Below are 15,095 nucleotides of genomic sequence, written 5' to 3' on the forward strand. Positions count from 1 at the left end.
GGTGCCGACGTGCTGCGTTCTTTGCTCTGTCGAAACGGCCTCGTGAAAGGCAAACGCGGTCTGATCGCGGACCAGCGCGGTGCCGTCGCGTGGGAGATGCCGTTCGTCTACGCCTTTCTGATGTTAAGCTTGCTGCTGCCGCTGGTCGACATGGCGCTCGCGGGATTCAAATGGATCTCTGCGTGGGAGTCGTTGCGCGCCTTCGGACAATCGATCCAGTACGATCCGCCACCTGATGTGACGAATGCCTCGAGCTGGACATCTGCCGCGCTTGCCAAGGCTGACAGCAATTATCCCATTTCGAACTTTCAGCTCAATTGCGGAAGTGCGGTCTGTTCTTCTACCAACACGGCGATACCCAAGTATTATTCATATTCGACGAGTGTGACTTTGACGCCGATGGTATTGCGCTCGGTGCTGTGCAGCAGCTCCTGTACCTACACGATGTATTACTCGGAGCGGTTCCAATGAGGTATTCCGTCCGTAACATGCTTCGTTGCCGTCGAGGATCAGCCGCGTTCGCAACCGTGGTCGCCCTGGTGCCGTTGATCGGAGCGGTTGCGCTCGGGGCCGAGGCGGGTTCGTGGTACGTCACCCGGAATCACGCACAGAACGCCGCTGACGCCGGAGCCTATTCGGGGGCCCTGAAGTTGGCATGCGATATCGCCGCTACGTCAGGCGTGGCGTGCAACGACACGACAGGCACGGTAGATAGCCGCGGCAAGCAGTTCGCGGCACAGAACGCTTTCTGCAACACAAACGACACGTCCTATACGGGATCGCGATGTGCGACCACGATGCCGAGTGGAGTCTCCCAGACCGTCACGATCAGCCAGCTGACGTCGTGGAACGGAGTCAGTGGGAATTTCGTTCAGGCAGTCGTCACGCAGCAACAGCCGGCATACCTGGCGGCATTGCTCGGCCTGTCCACCGTCACGGTCGGTGCGGTGGGCACAGCTCAGGTGGTCGACCTTGGGACCCCGTGTGTATTGACATTGTCGGATCCTCTCGCCTTTCAAGGCAATCCGACCGTGAAATCCCCGAATTGTGGGTTGGCTTCGAACAATCCTAATGCCGACTCGATCAATTTTACGGGCAACAGCGCCGACGTAAGCAATGTCAAGTCGATGTCCGCGCAGGGAAGTTGCACTCAAACCAGTGGCAGCCGATGTTCGAACGTCGTGACCTATGCGCCGCCGGCGCCCAATCCGTTGAGCGGGCTGGACACGGCGATCGCTGCGCTGACGAAGGCCAGCTTCTCGGGCGGCTCATGCGGCTCGTCGCTGAAATCGTACAGTGCGACAAACAGCAGCACCACCGGACCTTGCTACAACACATCTTGGCCATCGGGGAGCGCGACGCTGAGTGGCGTCTATTTCCTGACGGGCAACATCAGGATCAACGGTAGCGTCACGATAAGTGGTACGACTACCTTGATATTGATGCCTCCGAAGTTCCTGAACAACGGCGATCAGGGCGCGTCGCTGACCATCTCGGGCAATCCGACGATCCAGCTCAATGCACTTTCGAGCGTTTCTACTTCGCAAGTGCCCCCCGCACTTTCGTCGGTCGTTGGATTGATGGCCGGCCTGCTCATCTACGACCCGGAGTCGAGCACCAACGTCAACATAACGGGCAGCAGCACCACCTACTTCAATGGCATTACTTATCTGCCCAATGCTGACGTTACCTATCAGGGAAACACCTCCCAGACCGCCAGTTGCGTCGAGGTGATAGCAAAGGGCATCACGCTTTCGGGTAGCGCCAACTTCGACAACTCGGGGTGTCCGGCAAGCGTAACGGCGCGAAGCAAGTACGTCCGAATGGTGCAATGATGAGAAAGCTCGATCAGCGCGGGGTCGCGGCGTTTGAGTTTTGTATCATCGCCACTTTCCTGTTTGCATCAATGTTCGTCATATTTGATTTCGCAAATTATGCGATCACCATGCAGTCGTTGCGGGCGCTGGCGAGTGCCAGTGCACGGGCAACGACGATCGCGGACTGCTATGTCAACGCCGAATTGGCGAAGACGACGCCGAGCTGTCCCAGTGATCCGCTGACCACTACGCAGAAGCAGACGATCGCTCCCTTCCTGTATAACAATGGCCTCGTGCCCACGGTGAGCTCGGCGACGGGGGCTTCGGTTATCACGGTGACGGCGTCTCAATCGTCGTTCAAGATGATCATGCCGATCTGGGGTACGTCCCTGAATGCCCCCAGCGTCTCCACGAAGATTCCGTTCTGAGAAGGCCCGAATCGAGGAGCGCCTTGTGTTGGGTTACTGGGAGCCGACAGCCTGCACGGTCTCCTCAGTCCGTCGGGCAGGCCGGGACTAGCCCAAGCGGGCTATGGAAGTGGTGCGCACTGGCAACATCGCTGAGTTTTCTCTGGGCTTGCCGTGGTGCCGAGGGGCTCTTTCCTTGCAATCGGGGCGGGTGGCGGGGGATGATCTTCGGGCCGCCATTTGCGGCCTGGCGTGTGGGGGTATCCGGAGCGAGCTCGTTTTGCTTTCGCTCGGCGCGCCGGGGAATGGGAATTCGTGAAGTAACTATTTGTAGTCGGACAAACTGTAAGCTCTGCGGCGTGGTGCACGAACGGGAGTGATCGGGCCGGGGTCGTAGATTTACGGGGGTCGTCGCGGAGACGCGACGAAGGGGATTGGCATGATGGGAAGTCGCGTTTCGGTCGATGCGGGACTTGGGCTGGTTGCCTTCAGCGCGATGGCGTTCGGCGCTGCGCTTGCCCTGTTTCATTGCATCGATCCGGCCGCCGCCGCGGATCGGCGAGCGCCATCATCCTCATCCTCCTCCGGCGTCTTCGTCAGCGAGATGACAGACGTCCAGCGCGTCAAGGTGACGGTCAACAAGTCGCGCACCTTCCGGGTCGACACGGCGTTCTCCTCGATCGTCGCCGGCTCGCCTGACATTGCCGACGTGAAGTCGCTGAGCGACCATTTGATCTATGTCCAGGGCAAGCAGCCCGGCACCACCAATGTCATTCTGTTCGACGCCGGGATGAAGCAGATCGGCATTCTCGACGTCGAGGTGACCGTCGACATCGGCAATCTGCAGCAGAACATTCAGGCCGGCACCGGCACCCGCGGCATTCGCGTATCCGCATCCGAAGGCCAAGTGGTGCTGAGCGGAATGGCCGCCGATGCGGTTGCCGCGGAGCGGGCGCTATCGATCGCCACAGGGAGTGTTCCCAAGGGCAGCATCGTCGTAAATGCGATGAGCGTTGCGGCACCGCAGCAGGTGATGCTCGAGGTACGCTTCCTCGAGGTCAATCGCGATGCTGGGCGCGAGTTGGGCGTCAACCTTTATGCCGCAAACGCCAATGGATCGAATATTGCGAATAGCGGGGCTGGCGGGCCGAATTCAATCAACACGGCTAGCGGCCGAGTTGGCATGCCAAACGTCGGCGCCCCGGGTGGCACCCTTCCGCTGCTGGGTACGGCGGGCACACTGCTTGGCACCGCCGGCGGTGCATCTCCCACTCCGTTTGGAAGCCTGTTAACGAGCGTCCTGCGGACCAGCAACGGCACATCGGTGGACCTGCTGATTACTGCACTGGAAACCAAGGGACTGGCCCGTCGACTTGCGGAGCCGAATTTGACCACGCTGTCGGGCGATGCTGCGCGCTTCCTGGCCGGCGGCGAGTTTCCGGTGCCGGTCGCCTCGACGGCGGTCGCGGGCGCGCTGCCCACCGTGACCATCGACTACAAGAAGTTCGGCGTCGAGCTGGCTTTCGTGCCGACCGTGCTTTCGCGCGGGGTGATCAACCTGCGCGTCGAGCCCTCGGTCAGCGAGCTCGATTTCTCCAACGCAGTGACCATCGCCGGCACCACGATCCCGGCGCTGACCCGCCGCGACGCGCGCACAACAGTGGAGCTGCGCGACGGCCAGAGCTTTGCCATCGCCGGCCTGCTGCAGACCCGCAACACGCAGGGCGTATCGCAACTGCCCTGGATCGGCTCGGTGCCGGTGCTCGGCACTCTGTTCAGCAGCAAGTCCTATCAGCAGCAGGAAACCGACCTCGTCATTATCGTCACGCCGCGCCTGGTCGCGCCGGCGGCGCCCGGCCAGCAGCTGGCATCGCCGCTCGATTCCCGCCTGCCGGCCAACGATGTCGATTTCTTCCTCAACGGCCAGATGGAAGTCCGCAAGCGCTATGACGACTACGTCAATTCCGGCGGCGACGTGAAGGGACCCTATGGCCATATCATCGCGCCCAACGCGGTCGTGGGCGCTCCACCACCGGCGGTGGTCGTCGACCAGCCGGTCGTGAAGACGCTGAACTAGGGGAGGCGGGAGATGACCATCCGATACTTGGCACTGCTCGCCCCACTCCTGCTCGGCGGCTGCTACGGCGTCTACGGGCATGACGAGATGGACCGTTACATCCAGCGTTCCGACACCATCACGATGAGTGCCGGCAATGCCAAGGAGGTCAACGCGGTCACCCACACGATCCACCCGTGGCCGGCCTATGTCGGCGACCGTCGGATCGCGTATGACGCGCGGCGGACGGGTGGTGCGATCACCCGCTATGGCGCTACCAAACGGCCGGTAGATCAGCTTCCCGATATGGGCGATCCGACCAAGGCGATGGGGCAGCCTCCTCCCGTGACTACCCAACAGATTCTTACTACGGATCAGACCATCAACCAGAGTATCACGACCAACAATAATGGGAAATAATGCCGCAACATTAGATCTGTTGGCCTCGACATTTCGGTCGTGCTGTCTGTTTTGTTAGGTAGTTTCGCGATGATGTTTCGAATGGGGCAAGAGATGCGCTGGACTTGGGGAACGGGACGAGGATTGCGTCGTCTCGCGCCGGCGTTGATCTGTTGCGGCCTGGCGACCGGCCTTGGTGCCTGTGACTACACGACCCGCGAGGCCGCGATCGTCGCTCCGGTGGATCCGCCCGGTGGGGACCCCGTGCAGGAGCCGACCGACGTCAAATATTATCCCTCCGACGAGCCGGTGCGGCTGGGGCTCGAGCACTACAACCGCGGCAATTACGGTATCGCCCAGCGCTATTTCAAGGATGCGGTCGAGAAGGCGCCGAAGGACGTCACGGCCTGGGTCGGGCTCGCCGCGAGCTACGACAAGATCCGCCGCTTCGATCTTGCCGATCAGGCCTATGCGCAGGCGATCCGGATCGGCGGCGAGACCGTCCAGATCCTCAACGACCAGGGCTATTCCCTCATGCTGCGCGGCAATCTCAGCGGCGCGCGGCGCAAGTTCGAGAAGGCGTACTCGCTCGATCCGGGCAACCCGGTGATCGCCAACAACCTCGAACTGCTCAACGGCAGCCGCAAGTTCATCGAGCGCCCGCCGAACAATCAGCCGTAGCGGTGCAATATTACCTTTGATGGGGCCGCCGACTCCTTTGCATGGGGTTGTTTTCGCCATTTTGGTAGCTCGCCCCTGCGACCCGACCTCGCCGCGATCTAGTTCGTCAGCACGGCATCGACGCGGCGGCTGTTTCTTGTGCTGATGATGATGGCGCCGTTGCGGATGGCAAATCTCGCACCGACGAGTCGCGGAATCTTTTCGGTCAGCGGCGACGGCAGCGGAATCATTCCGCCGCTCGCGGGATCGCCGACGTTGATCGGCGGCCCGCCCGCGCCGGCCGAAGGCGCTGCCTTGATGTACTCCCTGATCAATTGAGTCTCTTCCCGCGAGAGACTGAGTGCGGTCTGCTCGCTGATCGCCGCTCGCTTTTCTGTCTCGGCTTTCTGCTGCGCTTCTTCCTGTTGCGCGGCTTCGCGCCTGGCTGCGTCCTGCTCGAGCTTGGCGAGGCGCTCCCGCAGCGGCACGAGCTCCCGCCGCAGCATGACGATCTCGGATTTCAGGGTGGAGTTCTGACCGAGCGCAATCGCTGCGGCAACGCAGGCAACGACCGAAATCAGGCTGAGACATGCAACGGCAAGTCCCGTCACCCCGATGCGATTGGCCGTTGTCCGATCCTCTACGCCGCCCGCCGAACGCCGGCGCCGTGCCCGAGCAAATCGCGGCATGCTGCTGCCGAGCAATGTCATGAGTCGCGAGAGCCGGGAATCGTTGGGGCCCGCAGCGTGGATCGAGCCGAAGGCCGGTTCGAGCACGATCGGGCCTTGCGCGGAGAGATCGAGCGATGCGGCCGAGCCGCCGGCGTTCGAGGTCGTGCGCTCGGCCTGGCCGTCATCTCTGGCGTGCACGAGTTGGCGATCGATGTCGTCGGGCTGGTCGACACCAGCATCGCTGATCGCATCGGGCGTGTCGGCAGCAACGGCCTCAAGGCGCTCGCTCTGCCATTCGCCGAGCTCCTGTTTACCGAGTTCTTGCGCGTTAAGCTCCTGCTCGGCGCGGGACGCTGCAAGCGAGCTCCATAGCGCAAGCCCGGCCTCCGTGATCTGCAACCCGGCCTCATTGATCGAAGCCCATCCGGATTGGAACACGTCGGCGTCGCCGAGCTCGGACGATCGCTTCAACTTCGTGGCTGCGTCGCCCGCCGCGATCATGCGCTTGACCTCGCGACTGACCTCCTCGAGCGGGATCCGCTGTTCCGGTCTTGCAGCCAGCACACTCAAGATCGCCAGATTGAATCTCATGTGGCGCCTGTCGATGCCCCATCAGCCGGTCGTGCAGCCGGCGGTCTCCCCTGCCGGTGTCGGTCAGTCAGAGAGTCAAGCGAAGTGTAACGGCTCCCCGAGGGGCAAACAATCCGGCCCCAGGCGTACGACCGATGGATAAGTCTGCCCGCCAACGCGACGCGTCACGATCGGGGGCGCGCAAGCTGTTCAGAGAAATTCGCGAAGCCTTGAGAGCTCGATCACGTGCTCGGGTGACAGCACATCGGGGACGAGCGGAGGTTGCGCCTTGGTCCGAATCTCGTAGAGATGCCGCGTCTTCTCGGGCTTGCCCATGAAGTCGCGAATGCATTGGTCGAGCGTTGCGTTGGCGACCATATAGGGTGCGCGATCCTCTCGCCTGGCGTTGTTGAGAGAGGGCCATTTGTAAAGGGTGGCCGCAGCCTGGAAGTCCACCTGATGAGAGTGGTCGGTCATTCCAGGATATCTACCTGAAAAAGCCTGCCCGTCAACGCACGCCGGCAAGCGAGCGAATTGCTGCGGCAGTCCGCGCATTGTGTGTCGTTGCGACTGGTCGAACGACTGCCGCCGCGGCTCGCATGATTCGCTTCGATTGCCGCGGCCAACGGTCTCGATCTCCAGCGAGCCGAGTCGGCGTCGGCGGAGGGAAGCCTGCCGAAGGACAGGCCGGCCGATTGCTTCGCGCGGCGAGCGCACGCGAAGGGAGGACAAATTCCACGTTGACTGGATTTCGATTTGTTCTTATTTTGTTCTTTTGGTCGGGGCGAGCACAAGCAGGTCGAGATGGCAGCCGCAGCCACCATTCTGCACGCGGACCTCGATGCATTTTACGCCTCGGTGGAGCAGCTGCTTGATCCGTCGCTGCGCGGCAAGCCGATCGCCGTCGGGGGCGGGGTGGTGCTTGCGGCCTCCTATGAGGCCAAGGCCTTCGGCGTCCGCGGCGGCATGTCGGGACGGGACGCGCGCGAACTGTGCCCGCAGCTGATTTTTGTCGACGGCCATTTCAGGGATTACGAGCGGCTGGGCGACGCGGCCATCGAGGTGCTCGGCGATTTCACGCCGCTGGTCGAGCGCATATCGATCGACGAAGCCTTCGCCGACGTTGCCGGCTGCACGCATCTGTTCGGAACACCGGCGGACATCGCAGCGACGATCCGGCGGCGCGTGCGCGCCGAACTCGGCCTTCCGATCTCGGTGGGCGTCGCGCGCACCAAACATCTGGCGAAGATCGCTTCCCAGGTCGCAAAGCCCGACGGCCTTGTCGTCGTCGATCCCGACGCGGAGCTCAGCTTCCTTCACGAATTGCCGGTCGAGTTGATGTGGGGCGTTGGGCCGGTGACCCGGGCACGGCTGGACGCGATCGGCGTTGCGACGATCGGTCAACTCGCCACATTGTCGGAACGTTCGCTGACGCGGTTGCTCGGTCCGGCGGCAGGCGAGAAGCTCGCCGCGCTGGCCTGCAATCGCGATCCGCGAAAGCTCGTACCTCATCGGCGCGCGCGATCGGCGGGGGCACAATCGGCGCTCGGCCGCAAGCCCGCGACCATGCAGGTCATCAGGCCGACGCTGCTGCATCTCGCGGACCGCGTCGCCACGCGGCTGCGGGCGAAATCGCGGCCCGGACGAACCGTGACGGTGCGGGTGCGCTTCGCCGACATGAAATCGGTGACGCGCGCGATCACGCTCGACGCGCCGGTGTGCACGACGGTGATCCTGGCGCGGCTCGCCGAGAACCTGGTGCGTGCAACGCTTGCCGATCATCCCCGTGAGAGGATCATTTCGCTGTTGGCGATCTCGGTCTCGCATCTCGAGCAGCATTGGGACCTTGCGCTGGAGCTTCCGCTCGGATTGGCCGATGACGCGCTCCGCCCCGGAAGTCCAGCAGGCATCGCGCGCTGGGCGGCGGACTGCGCGATCGACAAGATCCGCGACCGCTTCGGCTGGGAGGCAATCGGATACGGCTCAGTCGCGCTGGAGGCGGTTCGGTCGGTGCCTGATGCGTTTCGCGCACTTGCCGAGAAGGAGCTATAACCTGCTACCGATTCACGATCGGGTCATCGCATTAAGAAAAGGCAATCCGGAATCGCGCCGTTGTGAGTGGTGGCCTCGCGCATGCGGTCTATTCTGACGCTGCGGAGGATAGCCATGAAGTACAGCTCCGAACTGATCCAGACGATGCGGGATGCGTTGGATACGGTCATGGCAAGCGTGCCGGCCGATCAATCCGTGTTCGGTCTGAAGGCCCACGTTGCCGAATCCATCTTGCGAGCCGCGGCCCACGGTCAGACGTCGTTCGACGGGCTCGTGACGGCCGCATCCGATCAGCTTCAATCCATCATATCGATGTTGACCTAAGCGTGATCCAGAAAAGTGCGAAGCGGTTTTCCGAGGAGATTCGACAACAGGCTAACGCGCGATGACGCCGCCTTAGGCAGCCGCAGGGCGTATGAATGACGGCCTGCCGAAGAAGACGGTGTCTTGCTCCTGGCGCAGCGCGTCGCAGATTCGGCCTGCCGGAATCTCGACGTCGTCATACGCGAGCACGTGGTCTCGCGCAATGTTCCGCCGAAGACGGCAACCTTCGGCTAGGCCGATCGGAAGAAGGTGCTCGGCGTGAGCGACCTGCGCATTCTCGCACAAGCCGTAGGTCATGTAGTGGCCAAGCCCGTCGAGGACTTCGCCAGCCCTGAGATCCCTCTTTGCGGCTGCGACCACATCGACACACGGCGCGCCGAGCGGAGTGATGGCTGCATCCTTGAAGATCGCCGCGCGTGCAACCGTGAACGGGACCTCAAAGTGACAAAGATGATAGGGCCAGTAGAAGCAGTAGAGGGGGCCTGCTCCCATCTTGTAGAGCGACAAATAGTGCTTCTCGACCGCATCGTTCGTCGTCCCAAGCACGAATATGCCCGGGTTTGGCATCGCTCCCACGCAATAATCCACGATGCCGGGACCGTCGAGAAGCTCATCGACCGGGTACCAGTTGACCGCTTCCTGGATCGGGGTGCCGGCCTCGACGACCGGACCGTGCATTCCGCGCCGCGCGACCCGCATGCCCGTTGCATTGGCAACGATCGCGTTCTCGAAGGATATCTTGGTGCCGTCAGCGAAAGACGTGACCATCGGGGCCTTCATCCCCCATTTTCTGGCAAACCCTTCCTGGGTCGTGGGATTGCGGTAGGGATCGTGCAGACCCTTGATGTTCCCGCACAGCACAGGCCTGATACCCAGTCCCTTCACCCACCGATACAGATTCATGATGACGCCTGGCTGGTCACCTTCCGTGTTGGTGATGACGACCCCGGTGCGGTCGGCATACGTCTTCAGGATCGGGCCGAGAGTGCCGTCCAGTTCGGCATTCATCATGACGACATGCTTGGTTCGGGCGATCGCCTGCATCACCACGCCGGCCGCGAATTCGATCGTGCCGGTGACCTCCAGAATCACATCGATCCCGTCAGCGTTGCAAAGAAGCATTGGGTCGTCGGTGATCGCGCGCCGGCCCCGGGTGATGCAGTCGTCGAGTTCGTCCACGCGGCGCACTTGCGTGACGTTGCTCTCACCGGATTCCGCGTAGGCCTTGCGGGCCTCATCGAGGTGACGGTTGCAGATCGCAGCGAGTTCGATGCCCTTGGTGTACTGCAGCATCTGGCGCGCGATACCCTTGGCCATGAACCCGGCGCCCACCATTCCCACCCTGATCGGGGTGCCGGTGCGTTGCAGCCGCTCGAGCTCGCGGTCGACGATGAACATGCTATCTACCCCTCATCGGCAGTCGCGACGAGCCGGTGCTCGTCCACGAAATCAGGCCAGCTGCAGTCCTTTTCCGAGATGACGGCGGGCTCGGCGGGCCACTTGATGCGAAACGCCGGATCGTTCCAGCGCACGCCGCGCTCGGCGGTCGGCGTGTAGAATTCGGATACGAGATACGTGACCTCGGTCTCGTCCGCGAGCGTCAGAAAGGCGTTCGCGCATCCCTTCGGGACGAGGAGCATGCGGTAGTTTTCGGCACTGAGCTCAACCGTGATGTGATGCATGAACGTCGGCGAGTCGGGCCTCAGATCGATCAGCACGTCATGGACCGCGCCGCGAACGCAGCGCAGGAGCTTGTCCTCCTGATAGGGCGCGACCTGGTAATGGAAGCCGCGCAACGTATGCTTTTGGCGGTTGAAGGAGATGTTCATCTGGGCGATCCGGTTGGGCAGGCCGTGATCGTCGAACTCCTGGCTGCACCAGCCGCGGGCAAAAAACCCGCGGCTGTCGGCTCGCTTTTCCAGCTCTACCGTGCAAGCGCCCTTAATTTCGGTGGTCTTGAAAATCATCGAATTCTCCAAGGCCAGGGTCACCCGGCCGGGCAAAGCACGCGCGAGCCGTGTACCTCGTAGCCAAGCGACACCAAAGGGAGCTCCGAGAGCGCCTGACGCACCCGCTCGCGTTTCTCCGGCTTCACGATGAACATGAGGAAGCCGCCGCCGCCGGCACCGCACAGCTTGCCACCTTCGGCGCCCGCTTCGAGGGCCCGCGTATAATAGTCATCGATCTCCGAGGTGGTGATCTTGGAGGCGAGACCCCGCTTCAGCGTCCAGCCGCGGTGAAGAGCTTCGCCCACCTGCTCGAGCGCGATCTGTTGACCGGAGCAGATGGAACGAAACTCGAAGGCGTCGTTGCGCATGCGCCGCAGAACGTCCAGGTTTCGTGACGTGTTGCTTCGCTGCTCGGTGAGTACCGAGGCGGCAGGGCGCTGATGGCCGGTCCAGAACATCATGATGTTGCTGAACAGGTAGGCGACAGAACCGCTTCGGGCCGGCTGCGGCTCGACCGTGACGCGGCCGCCGCGTCCGAACCGGAGCAGATTGAGGCCGCCGAACGCGGCGGCGTATTGGTCCTGCTTGCCGATCGGCTCCTTGAGCACTTCCATCTCGATGTGGCAGGCCTCCTCGGCCAGTTGGCCGGCGGTGACGCGCTCGCCGCGGAAGGCATGGAGCGCGTGGAGCAATCCAACTGCGAAGGCGCTCGATCCGCCCATGCCGGTGGACGCCGGCATGTCGGCGACGGTGCTGATGAAGATCGGAGGCTCGATGTTGAGAAACTTGAGGCACTCACGCGCAATGTTGTTGTCGATCTCCTCGATCGTATTGACCTGCTCGGTGCGTGAGTAGTTGAGCCGGATCGGCTCGTTGAAGAGGTCGCTGTGGCGCTTCACGGTCACGTAGACGTATTTGTCGACGGCCGCGCTCAGGACGGCGCCTTCCTCAACCTCGTAGAATTCCGGCAAATCCGTGCCGCCACCTGCGAAGCTGATGCGCAGCGGGGTCCGTGTCATGACGATATCGGTCGGACGCCAGCTGGCGTAAGCCGGTCTGAGCCACTCCGTGTTCGGGACAACGGATGCACGATCGAGTTCCCGCGTCGATAGAGTTTCCACTGCGCTCGGCCTCCTGACCTGTCGACACTTAGGCTCGAATTCGGCTCACGTTGGCACGGATCTCCGTCCACCTGAGCGACTCGTCGATCGTTCCGCTGTCGAGCAGATGCCGCAACCAGCTCAGACGCGTAAAACGCTTGTCCTTGAATGCACCATGCTTCAGGCCGATGCTCTGGAATGCGGTATAGAGCTCCCTCGCTCCGTCCGTCGCCGTCCATCGGAAGCTGAATTCCGGAAAGGTTCGCTTGAACTTGGCAAAATCCGCCTTGTAGGTGCGTTGATCAGCTCCGGGCTGCGGCACGCTCGCGAGTTCGCAACCGGGAACGCTTTGTGCCGCAATCTGCCCGAGATCGCGGATCTGGTGGTTGAGTTGGTCAGCACCGACGTTGAAGGCCTGGTTATGCACGCTCTCCAACGGTGCCTCGAGCACCGCCTGAAACGCACGCGCAACGTCCTGGACATGGACGACCGGCCGCCAGGGCGTACCGTCGCTCTGGATCACAATGCGGCCTGTCGTGAAGGCATTGCCCATGAAATCGTTGAGGACGGTGTCGAACCGCATCCGCGGTGACAGGCCGTAGACGGTCCCGTTGCGGCAATAGGTCGGAGAGAAGCGATCGTCGGCGAGGGCGCGCAGCGCCATCTCCGCTTCGACCTTGGAGCGGGCGTATTCGGTGCGCGGCGCGAGCGGCGCAGTTTCGTCGACGACGGCCGCTTCGGAGGTCCCGTACATGATGCAGGAGGATGAAAAAATGAAACGCCGGACGCCCGCCTGCTTCGCCAGCTTCGCGAGCCGGATCGTTCCCTGCGAGTTGATCTCCCGCGTCCAGGCTTCGTTCAAATTTCCGATCGGATCGTTGCTGAGCGCCGCCAGGTGAATCACCGCGTCGAAACCGGCGAGTTCGTTGGCGGTAACCTCGCGCAGGTCCTGACGAATCGTCGGGACCTCGCCGAGGTCGGGGCCGAGTGTGCAGGCAGAGAAATATCCGGTGTCGAGACCGACCACATCGTAGCCCTGGCGCTGAAGCCAGGGCGCCATGACCGATCCGATATAACCATCGTTGCCCGTGATCAGGATGCGCTTGTTGTCAGGCATATTCCGGGGTTCCATTCAGCATTTGCCGGGTGAGGTCGAGGAGCGAACAGGCATCGGTCACGCGCTGGAAGGGACAGTCGGCCGCTGCCGCTGCGTCAGCGTCGCGCTCGTCGTCGCCGACGAACAGCGTGCGCGTGAGATCGAGGTGGAAGTCGCGCTGGGCCTGGTAAAGCAGACCGGGCTTCGGCTTGCGGCACTCGCAGCCGTCTTCCCAACCATGCGGACAGTAGTATATCGCGTCGATCCGGCCTCCCGCCTGCGCGACGTCTCGCTTCATGCGGTCGTGTACGGCTTCGAGATCGGCCTCACTCATGACGCCGCGGCCAATGCCGGGCTGGTTCGAGGCGATGATCGTGCGGTAGCCGCGGTCGTGCAGGAGCCGGAGTGCTTCGAGAGAGCCCGGGCACCATGCCCACTCATTCCAGTTCCGCACGTATTGCGCTTGCGGCGGCTTGCGGTTGAGCACCCCGTCACGATCGAGGATCACGGTCGGCTTGCGCCGCATAAAGGCTTCCGTCGTGGGCAGCCGGTCCAGCGAGCCGACGCTGTAATAGCGGTGATCGCTCGCATAGGCCGTGAGCCGCCCTTGTCGAGCGAGCGGTGTATAGATCGCCTCCTCGAGCAGCATATCCTGCTCCGGCAGCAACGCGAGGGCGAGGTCGGTCAGGATCGCGTAACTGATTTCGACCTGCTGGAGTCCGGGGGTCGTGCGCAAACGATCGAACACGCTGACATGACCGTCGCGATCGAGCAGGGCGCTGCCCCGGGAGTAACGATCCTTGTTGTTATAGACGGTGATCAAAGCGGGCTTCCCGGCCTCGCTGAACCGCGCCCACAGCCGCTCCATCTGCATCGGCCAGTAGTTGTCGCAGTACAGCAGCAGGAAGCAGGGATCGATCATGTGCCGAGCAGTCGCCACTCGGCTGCTGGTCAGTTGATCGGGCTCCGTGACCGAGTACTCGATGTGCACACCCCAGTCACGACCATCGCCGAAATGGTTCTGTACGACCTCGGGCAAATATCCGAGCAGGATCAGGACACGTTCAAAACCCTGGTCGCGCAATTGCTCGATCTGGTACTCGAGGAAGGGGCGCCCAAGAACCGGCACCATCGGCTTGGGCCGATCGTTCGTAATCGGCTGCATTCGCGTGCCGCGGCCACCGGCCAGGATGACCGCCTGCGTCGGCCGGTCGTAGATCCGGCCTTCGATGCGAGCCTGGCGAGAAGTGCCGTCGAGGGCGGCCATCAGTTCAAACCTGGTCTGTCGGCAACGAGACACCTTGTGACCGCATGACAGATCGCCGAATGGACGTCCTCGACGAGCTCGTATTTGCCTTTCTCGGTCTCGACGCACATGGGCTCATCCACCAGACCCCGCAGCACGCCGCCGTCAAATCCGAGCAGCGCCACGGTAGTGAGCTTCTGCCTTCGCGCGAGTTCGACCGCGCGAACCAGGTTCGCGGAGTTGCCGCTCGCGGAAATGCACGTCAGCACATCGCCCGGCGTCGCGAAGTTCTCGAGCTGACCCGAGAAGGCCCGCTCGTAACCTTCATCGTTCGACAGAGCCGAGAACCACGACATGTTGTCGGACAGGCACATGACCTTCAGCGGTCGGCAACCCGAGCGTTTGGTGGCCTTGCCAAGGTCATTGACCCAGTGAGAGGCGGTTGACGCACTGCCGCCATTTCCGGCGATGTAAATGAACGCTCCCCGGTCGCGGGCCTCACGGAAAATATCGACCAGTCTCTGGACCGCGTGCACCTGAACTTCCGCTAGCACACGCCGCACATTCTCGAAATGCGTCGAGATGACGTCTGACGTCTCCGGTGGTGTCGTGATCACCGGCGGCACAAGTGGTGATTCAGACCGAATTGTGCGCATACGCCCGGTTCTCCAAGGTGAACAACGGCTCAAACCTCTGAGTGTATTAGACGCCAGTTCTTGCCGCGCGACATTCACTCTTTGGGGGTAGG

Annotated in this window: 16 protein-coding genes; 8 read left to right on the forward strand and 8 right to left on the reverse strand. The window is 62.4% G+C overall.

Annotation, left to right across the window (positions count from 1 at the left end):
- Positions 1 to 42 precede the first annotated feature (42 nt).
- From ACVMB0_RS22355 to ACVMB0_RS22380, 6 genes are all read left to right on the forward strand, one after another.
- Positions 43 to 471: a hypothetical protein gene (locus ACVMB0_RS22355; protein WP_456755543.1), complete on the forward strand. Its 429-nt coding sequence runs from the start codon at positions 43 to 45 to the stop codon at positions 469 to 471.
- Entirely contained in the window at positions 468 to 1,835 is a 1,368-nt protein-coding gene (locus ACVMB0_RS22360; protein ID WP_456755542.1) for a pilus assembly protein TadG-related protein, read from the forward strand. Before ACVMB0_RS22355 ends, ACVMB0_RS22360 begins: the two co-directional genes overlap by 4 nt.
- Positions 1,835 to 2,245, forward strand: coding sequence for a TadE/TadG family type IV pilus assembly protein (locus ACVMB0_RS22365; RefSeq protein ID WP_461347696.1), 411 nt, complete (start codon positions 1,835 to 1,837; stop codon positions 2,243 to 2,245). The genes ACVMB0_RS22360 and ACVMB0_RS22365 overlap by 1 nt, the downstream gene beginning before the upstream one ends.
- A 418-nt stretch (positions 2,246 to 2,663) precedes the next feature.
- The gene (locus ACVMB0_RS22370; RefSeq protein WP_461347697.1) at positions 2,664 to 4,301 is read left to right on the forward strand and encodes a type II and III secretion system protein family protein; all 1,638 of its coding nucleotides are present in this window, start codon (positions 2,664 to 2,666) and stop codon (positions 4,299 to 4,301) included.
- 12 nt (positions 4,302 to 4,313) lie between these two features.
- Entirely contained in the window at positions 4,314 to 4,700 is a 387-nt protein-coding gene (locus ACVMB0_RS22375) for a hypothetical protein (RefSeq protein WP_461347698.1), read from the forward strand.
- Positions 4,701 to 4,823: 123 nt separating this feature from the next.
- Positions 4,824 to 5,360 carry a tetratricopeptide repeat protein gene (locus tag ACVMB0_RS22380; protein WP_456755538.1) on the forward strand — a complete coding sequence of 179 codons (537 nt, stop codon included), beginning with the start codon at positions 4,824 to 4,826 and terminating at the stop codon, positions 5,358 to 5,360.
- Positions 5,361 to 5,458: 98 nt separating this feature from the next.
- Here the strand turns inward: ACVMB0_RS22380 and ACVMB0_RS22385 are convergent, their stop codons facing one another.
- Positions 5,459 to 6,511, reverse strand: coding sequence for a hypothetical protein (locus ACVMB0_RS22385; RefSeq protein ID WP_461347699.1), 1,053 nt, complete (start codon positions 6,509 to 6,511; stop codon positions 5,459 to 5,461).
- A gap of 279 nt (positions 6,512 to 6,790) precedes the next feature.
- On the reverse strand, positions 6,791 to 7,135 hold the full coding sequence (locus ACVMB0_RS22390) for a hypothetical protein (RefSeq protein ID WP_461347700.1): 345 nt from the start codon (positions 7,133 to 7,135) through the stop codon (positions 6,791 to 6,793).
- A 249-nt stretch (positions 7,136 to 7,384) separates the two neighbouring features.
- Between ACVMB0_RS22390 and dinB the strand changes: the two genes are divergently transcribed.
- Positions 7,385 to 8,632, forward strand: a complete 1,248-nt coding sequence (dinB, locus tag ACVMB0_RS22395) for a DNA polymerase IV (protein ID WP_461347701.1) — start codon at positions 7,385 to 7,387, stop codon at positions 8,630 to 8,632.
- Between the two features lie 114 nt (positions 8,633 to 8,746).
- Positions 8,747 to 8,956: a hypothetical protein gene (locus ACVMB0_RS22400; RefSeq protein ID WP_456755534.1), complete on the forward strand. Its 210-nt coding sequence runs from the start codon at positions 8,747 to 8,749 to the stop codon at positions 8,954 to 8,956.
- A 72-nt stretch (positions 8,957 to 9,028) separates the two neighbouring features.
- On the opposite strand, the gene ACVMB0_RS22405 is transcribed toward ACVMB0_RS22400, so the two are convergent.
- The 6 genes from ACVMB0_RS22405 to ACVMB0_RS22430 form a co-directional block, all read right to left on the reverse strand.
- Complete coding sequence (locus ACVMB0_RS22405; RefSeq protein ID WP_461347702.1) at positions 9,029 to 10,354, reverse strand: NAD(P)H-dependent oxidoreductase; 1,326 nt, start codon at positions 10,352 to 10,354, stop codon at positions 9,029 to 9,031.
- Positions 10,355 to 10,359: 5 nt separating this feature from the next.
- The gene (rfbC, locus tag ACVMB0_RS22410; RefSeq protein WP_456755532.1) at positions 10,360 to 10,923 is read right to left on the reverse strand and encodes a dTDP-4-dehydrorhamnose 3,5-epimerase; all 564 of its coding nucleotides are present in this window, start codon (positions 10,921 to 10,923) and stop codon (positions 10,360 to 10,362) included.
- Between the two features lie 20 nt (positions 10,924 to 10,943).
- Positions 10,944 to 11,924, reverse strand: a complete 981-nt coding sequence (locus ACVMB0_RS22415) for a GHMP family kinase ATP-binding protein (RefSeq protein ID WP_461347703.1) — start codon at positions 11,922 to 11,924, stop codon at positions 10,944 to 10,946.
- Positions 11,925 to 12,054: 130 nt separating this feature from the next.
- Positions 12,055 to 13,122: an NAD-dependent epimerase/dehydratase family protein gene (locus ACVMB0_RS22420; RefSeq protein WP_461347704.1), complete on the reverse strand. Its 1,068-nt coding sequence runs from the start codon at positions 13,120 to 13,122 to the stop codon at positions 12,055 to 12,057.
- A complete protein-coding gene (locus tag ACVMB0_RS22425) occupies positions 13,115 to 14,368 on the reverse strand; it encodes an HAD-IIIA family hydrolase (RefSeq protein WP_461347705.1) in 1,254 nt (417 codons plus the stop codon). Before ACVMB0_RS22425 ends, ACVMB0_RS22420 begins: the two co-directional genes overlap by 8 nt.
- A complete protein-coding gene (locus ACVMB0_RS22430) occupies positions 14,368 to 14,973 on the reverse strand; it encodes a D-sedoheptulose-7-phosphate isomerase (protein ID WP_461347706.1) in 606 nt (201 codons plus the stop codon). Before ACVMB0_RS22430 ends, ACVMB0_RS22425 begins: the two co-directional genes overlap by 1 nt.
- Between the last annotated feature and the right edge of the window lie 122 nt (positions 14,974 to 15,095).

Source organism: Bradyrhizobium sp. USDA 4451 (assembly GCF_054822585.1).

Coding starts and splice junctions, on each gene's coding strand:
- ACVMB0_RS22360 (WP_456755542.1), top strand. CDS start 468: ATGAGGTATTCCGTCCGTAACATGCTTCGTTGCCGTCGAGGATCAGCC.
- ACVMB0_RS22365 (WP_461347696.1), top strand. CDS start 1,835: ATGAGAAAGCTCGATCAGCGCGGGGTCGCGGCGTTTGAGTTTTGTATC.
- ACVMB0_RS22370 (WP_461347697.1), top strand. CDS start 2,664: ATGATGGGAAGTCGCGTTTCGGTCGATGCGGGACTTGGGCTGGTTGCC.
- ACVMB0_RS22375 (WP_461347698.1), top strand. CDS start 4,314: ATGACCATCCGATACTTGGCACTGCTCGCCCCACTCCTGCTCGGCGGC.
- ACVMB0_RS22385 (WP_461347699.1), bottom strand. CDS start 6,511: ATGATCGCGGCGGGCGACGCAGCCACGAAGTTGAAGCGATCGTCCGAG.
- ACVMB0_RS22390 (WP_461347700.1), bottom strand. CDS start 7,135: ATGCGCGGACTGCCGCAGCAATTCGCTCGCTTGCCGGCGTGCGTTGAC.
- dinB (WP_461347701.1), top strand. CDS start 7,385: ATGGCAGCCGCAGCCACCATTCTGCACGCGGACCTCGATGCATTTTAC.
- ACVMB0_RS22400 (WP_456755534.1), top strand. CDS start 8,747: ATGAAGTACAGCTCCGAACTGATCCAGACGATGCGGGATGCGTTGGAT.
- ACVMB0_RS22405 (WP_461347702.1), bottom strand. CDS start 10,354: ATGTTCATCGTCGACCGCGAGCTCGAGCGGCTGCAACGCACCGGCACC.
- rfbC (WP_456755532.1), bottom strand. CDS start 10,923: ATGATTTTCAAGACCACCGAAATTAAGGGCGCTTGCACGGTAGAGCTG.
- ACVMB0_RS22415 (WP_461347703.1), bottom strand. CDS start 11,924: ATGACACGGACCCCGCTGCGCATCAGCTTCGCAGGTGGCGGCACGGAT.
- ACVMB0_RS22420 (WP_461347704.1), bottom strand. CDS start 13,122: ATGCCTGACAACAAGCGCATCCTGATCACGGGCAACGATGGTTATATC.
- ACVMB0_RS22425 (WP_461347705.1), bottom strand. CDS start 14,368: ATGGCCGCCCTCGACGGCACTTCTCGCCAGGCTCGCATCGAAGGCCGG.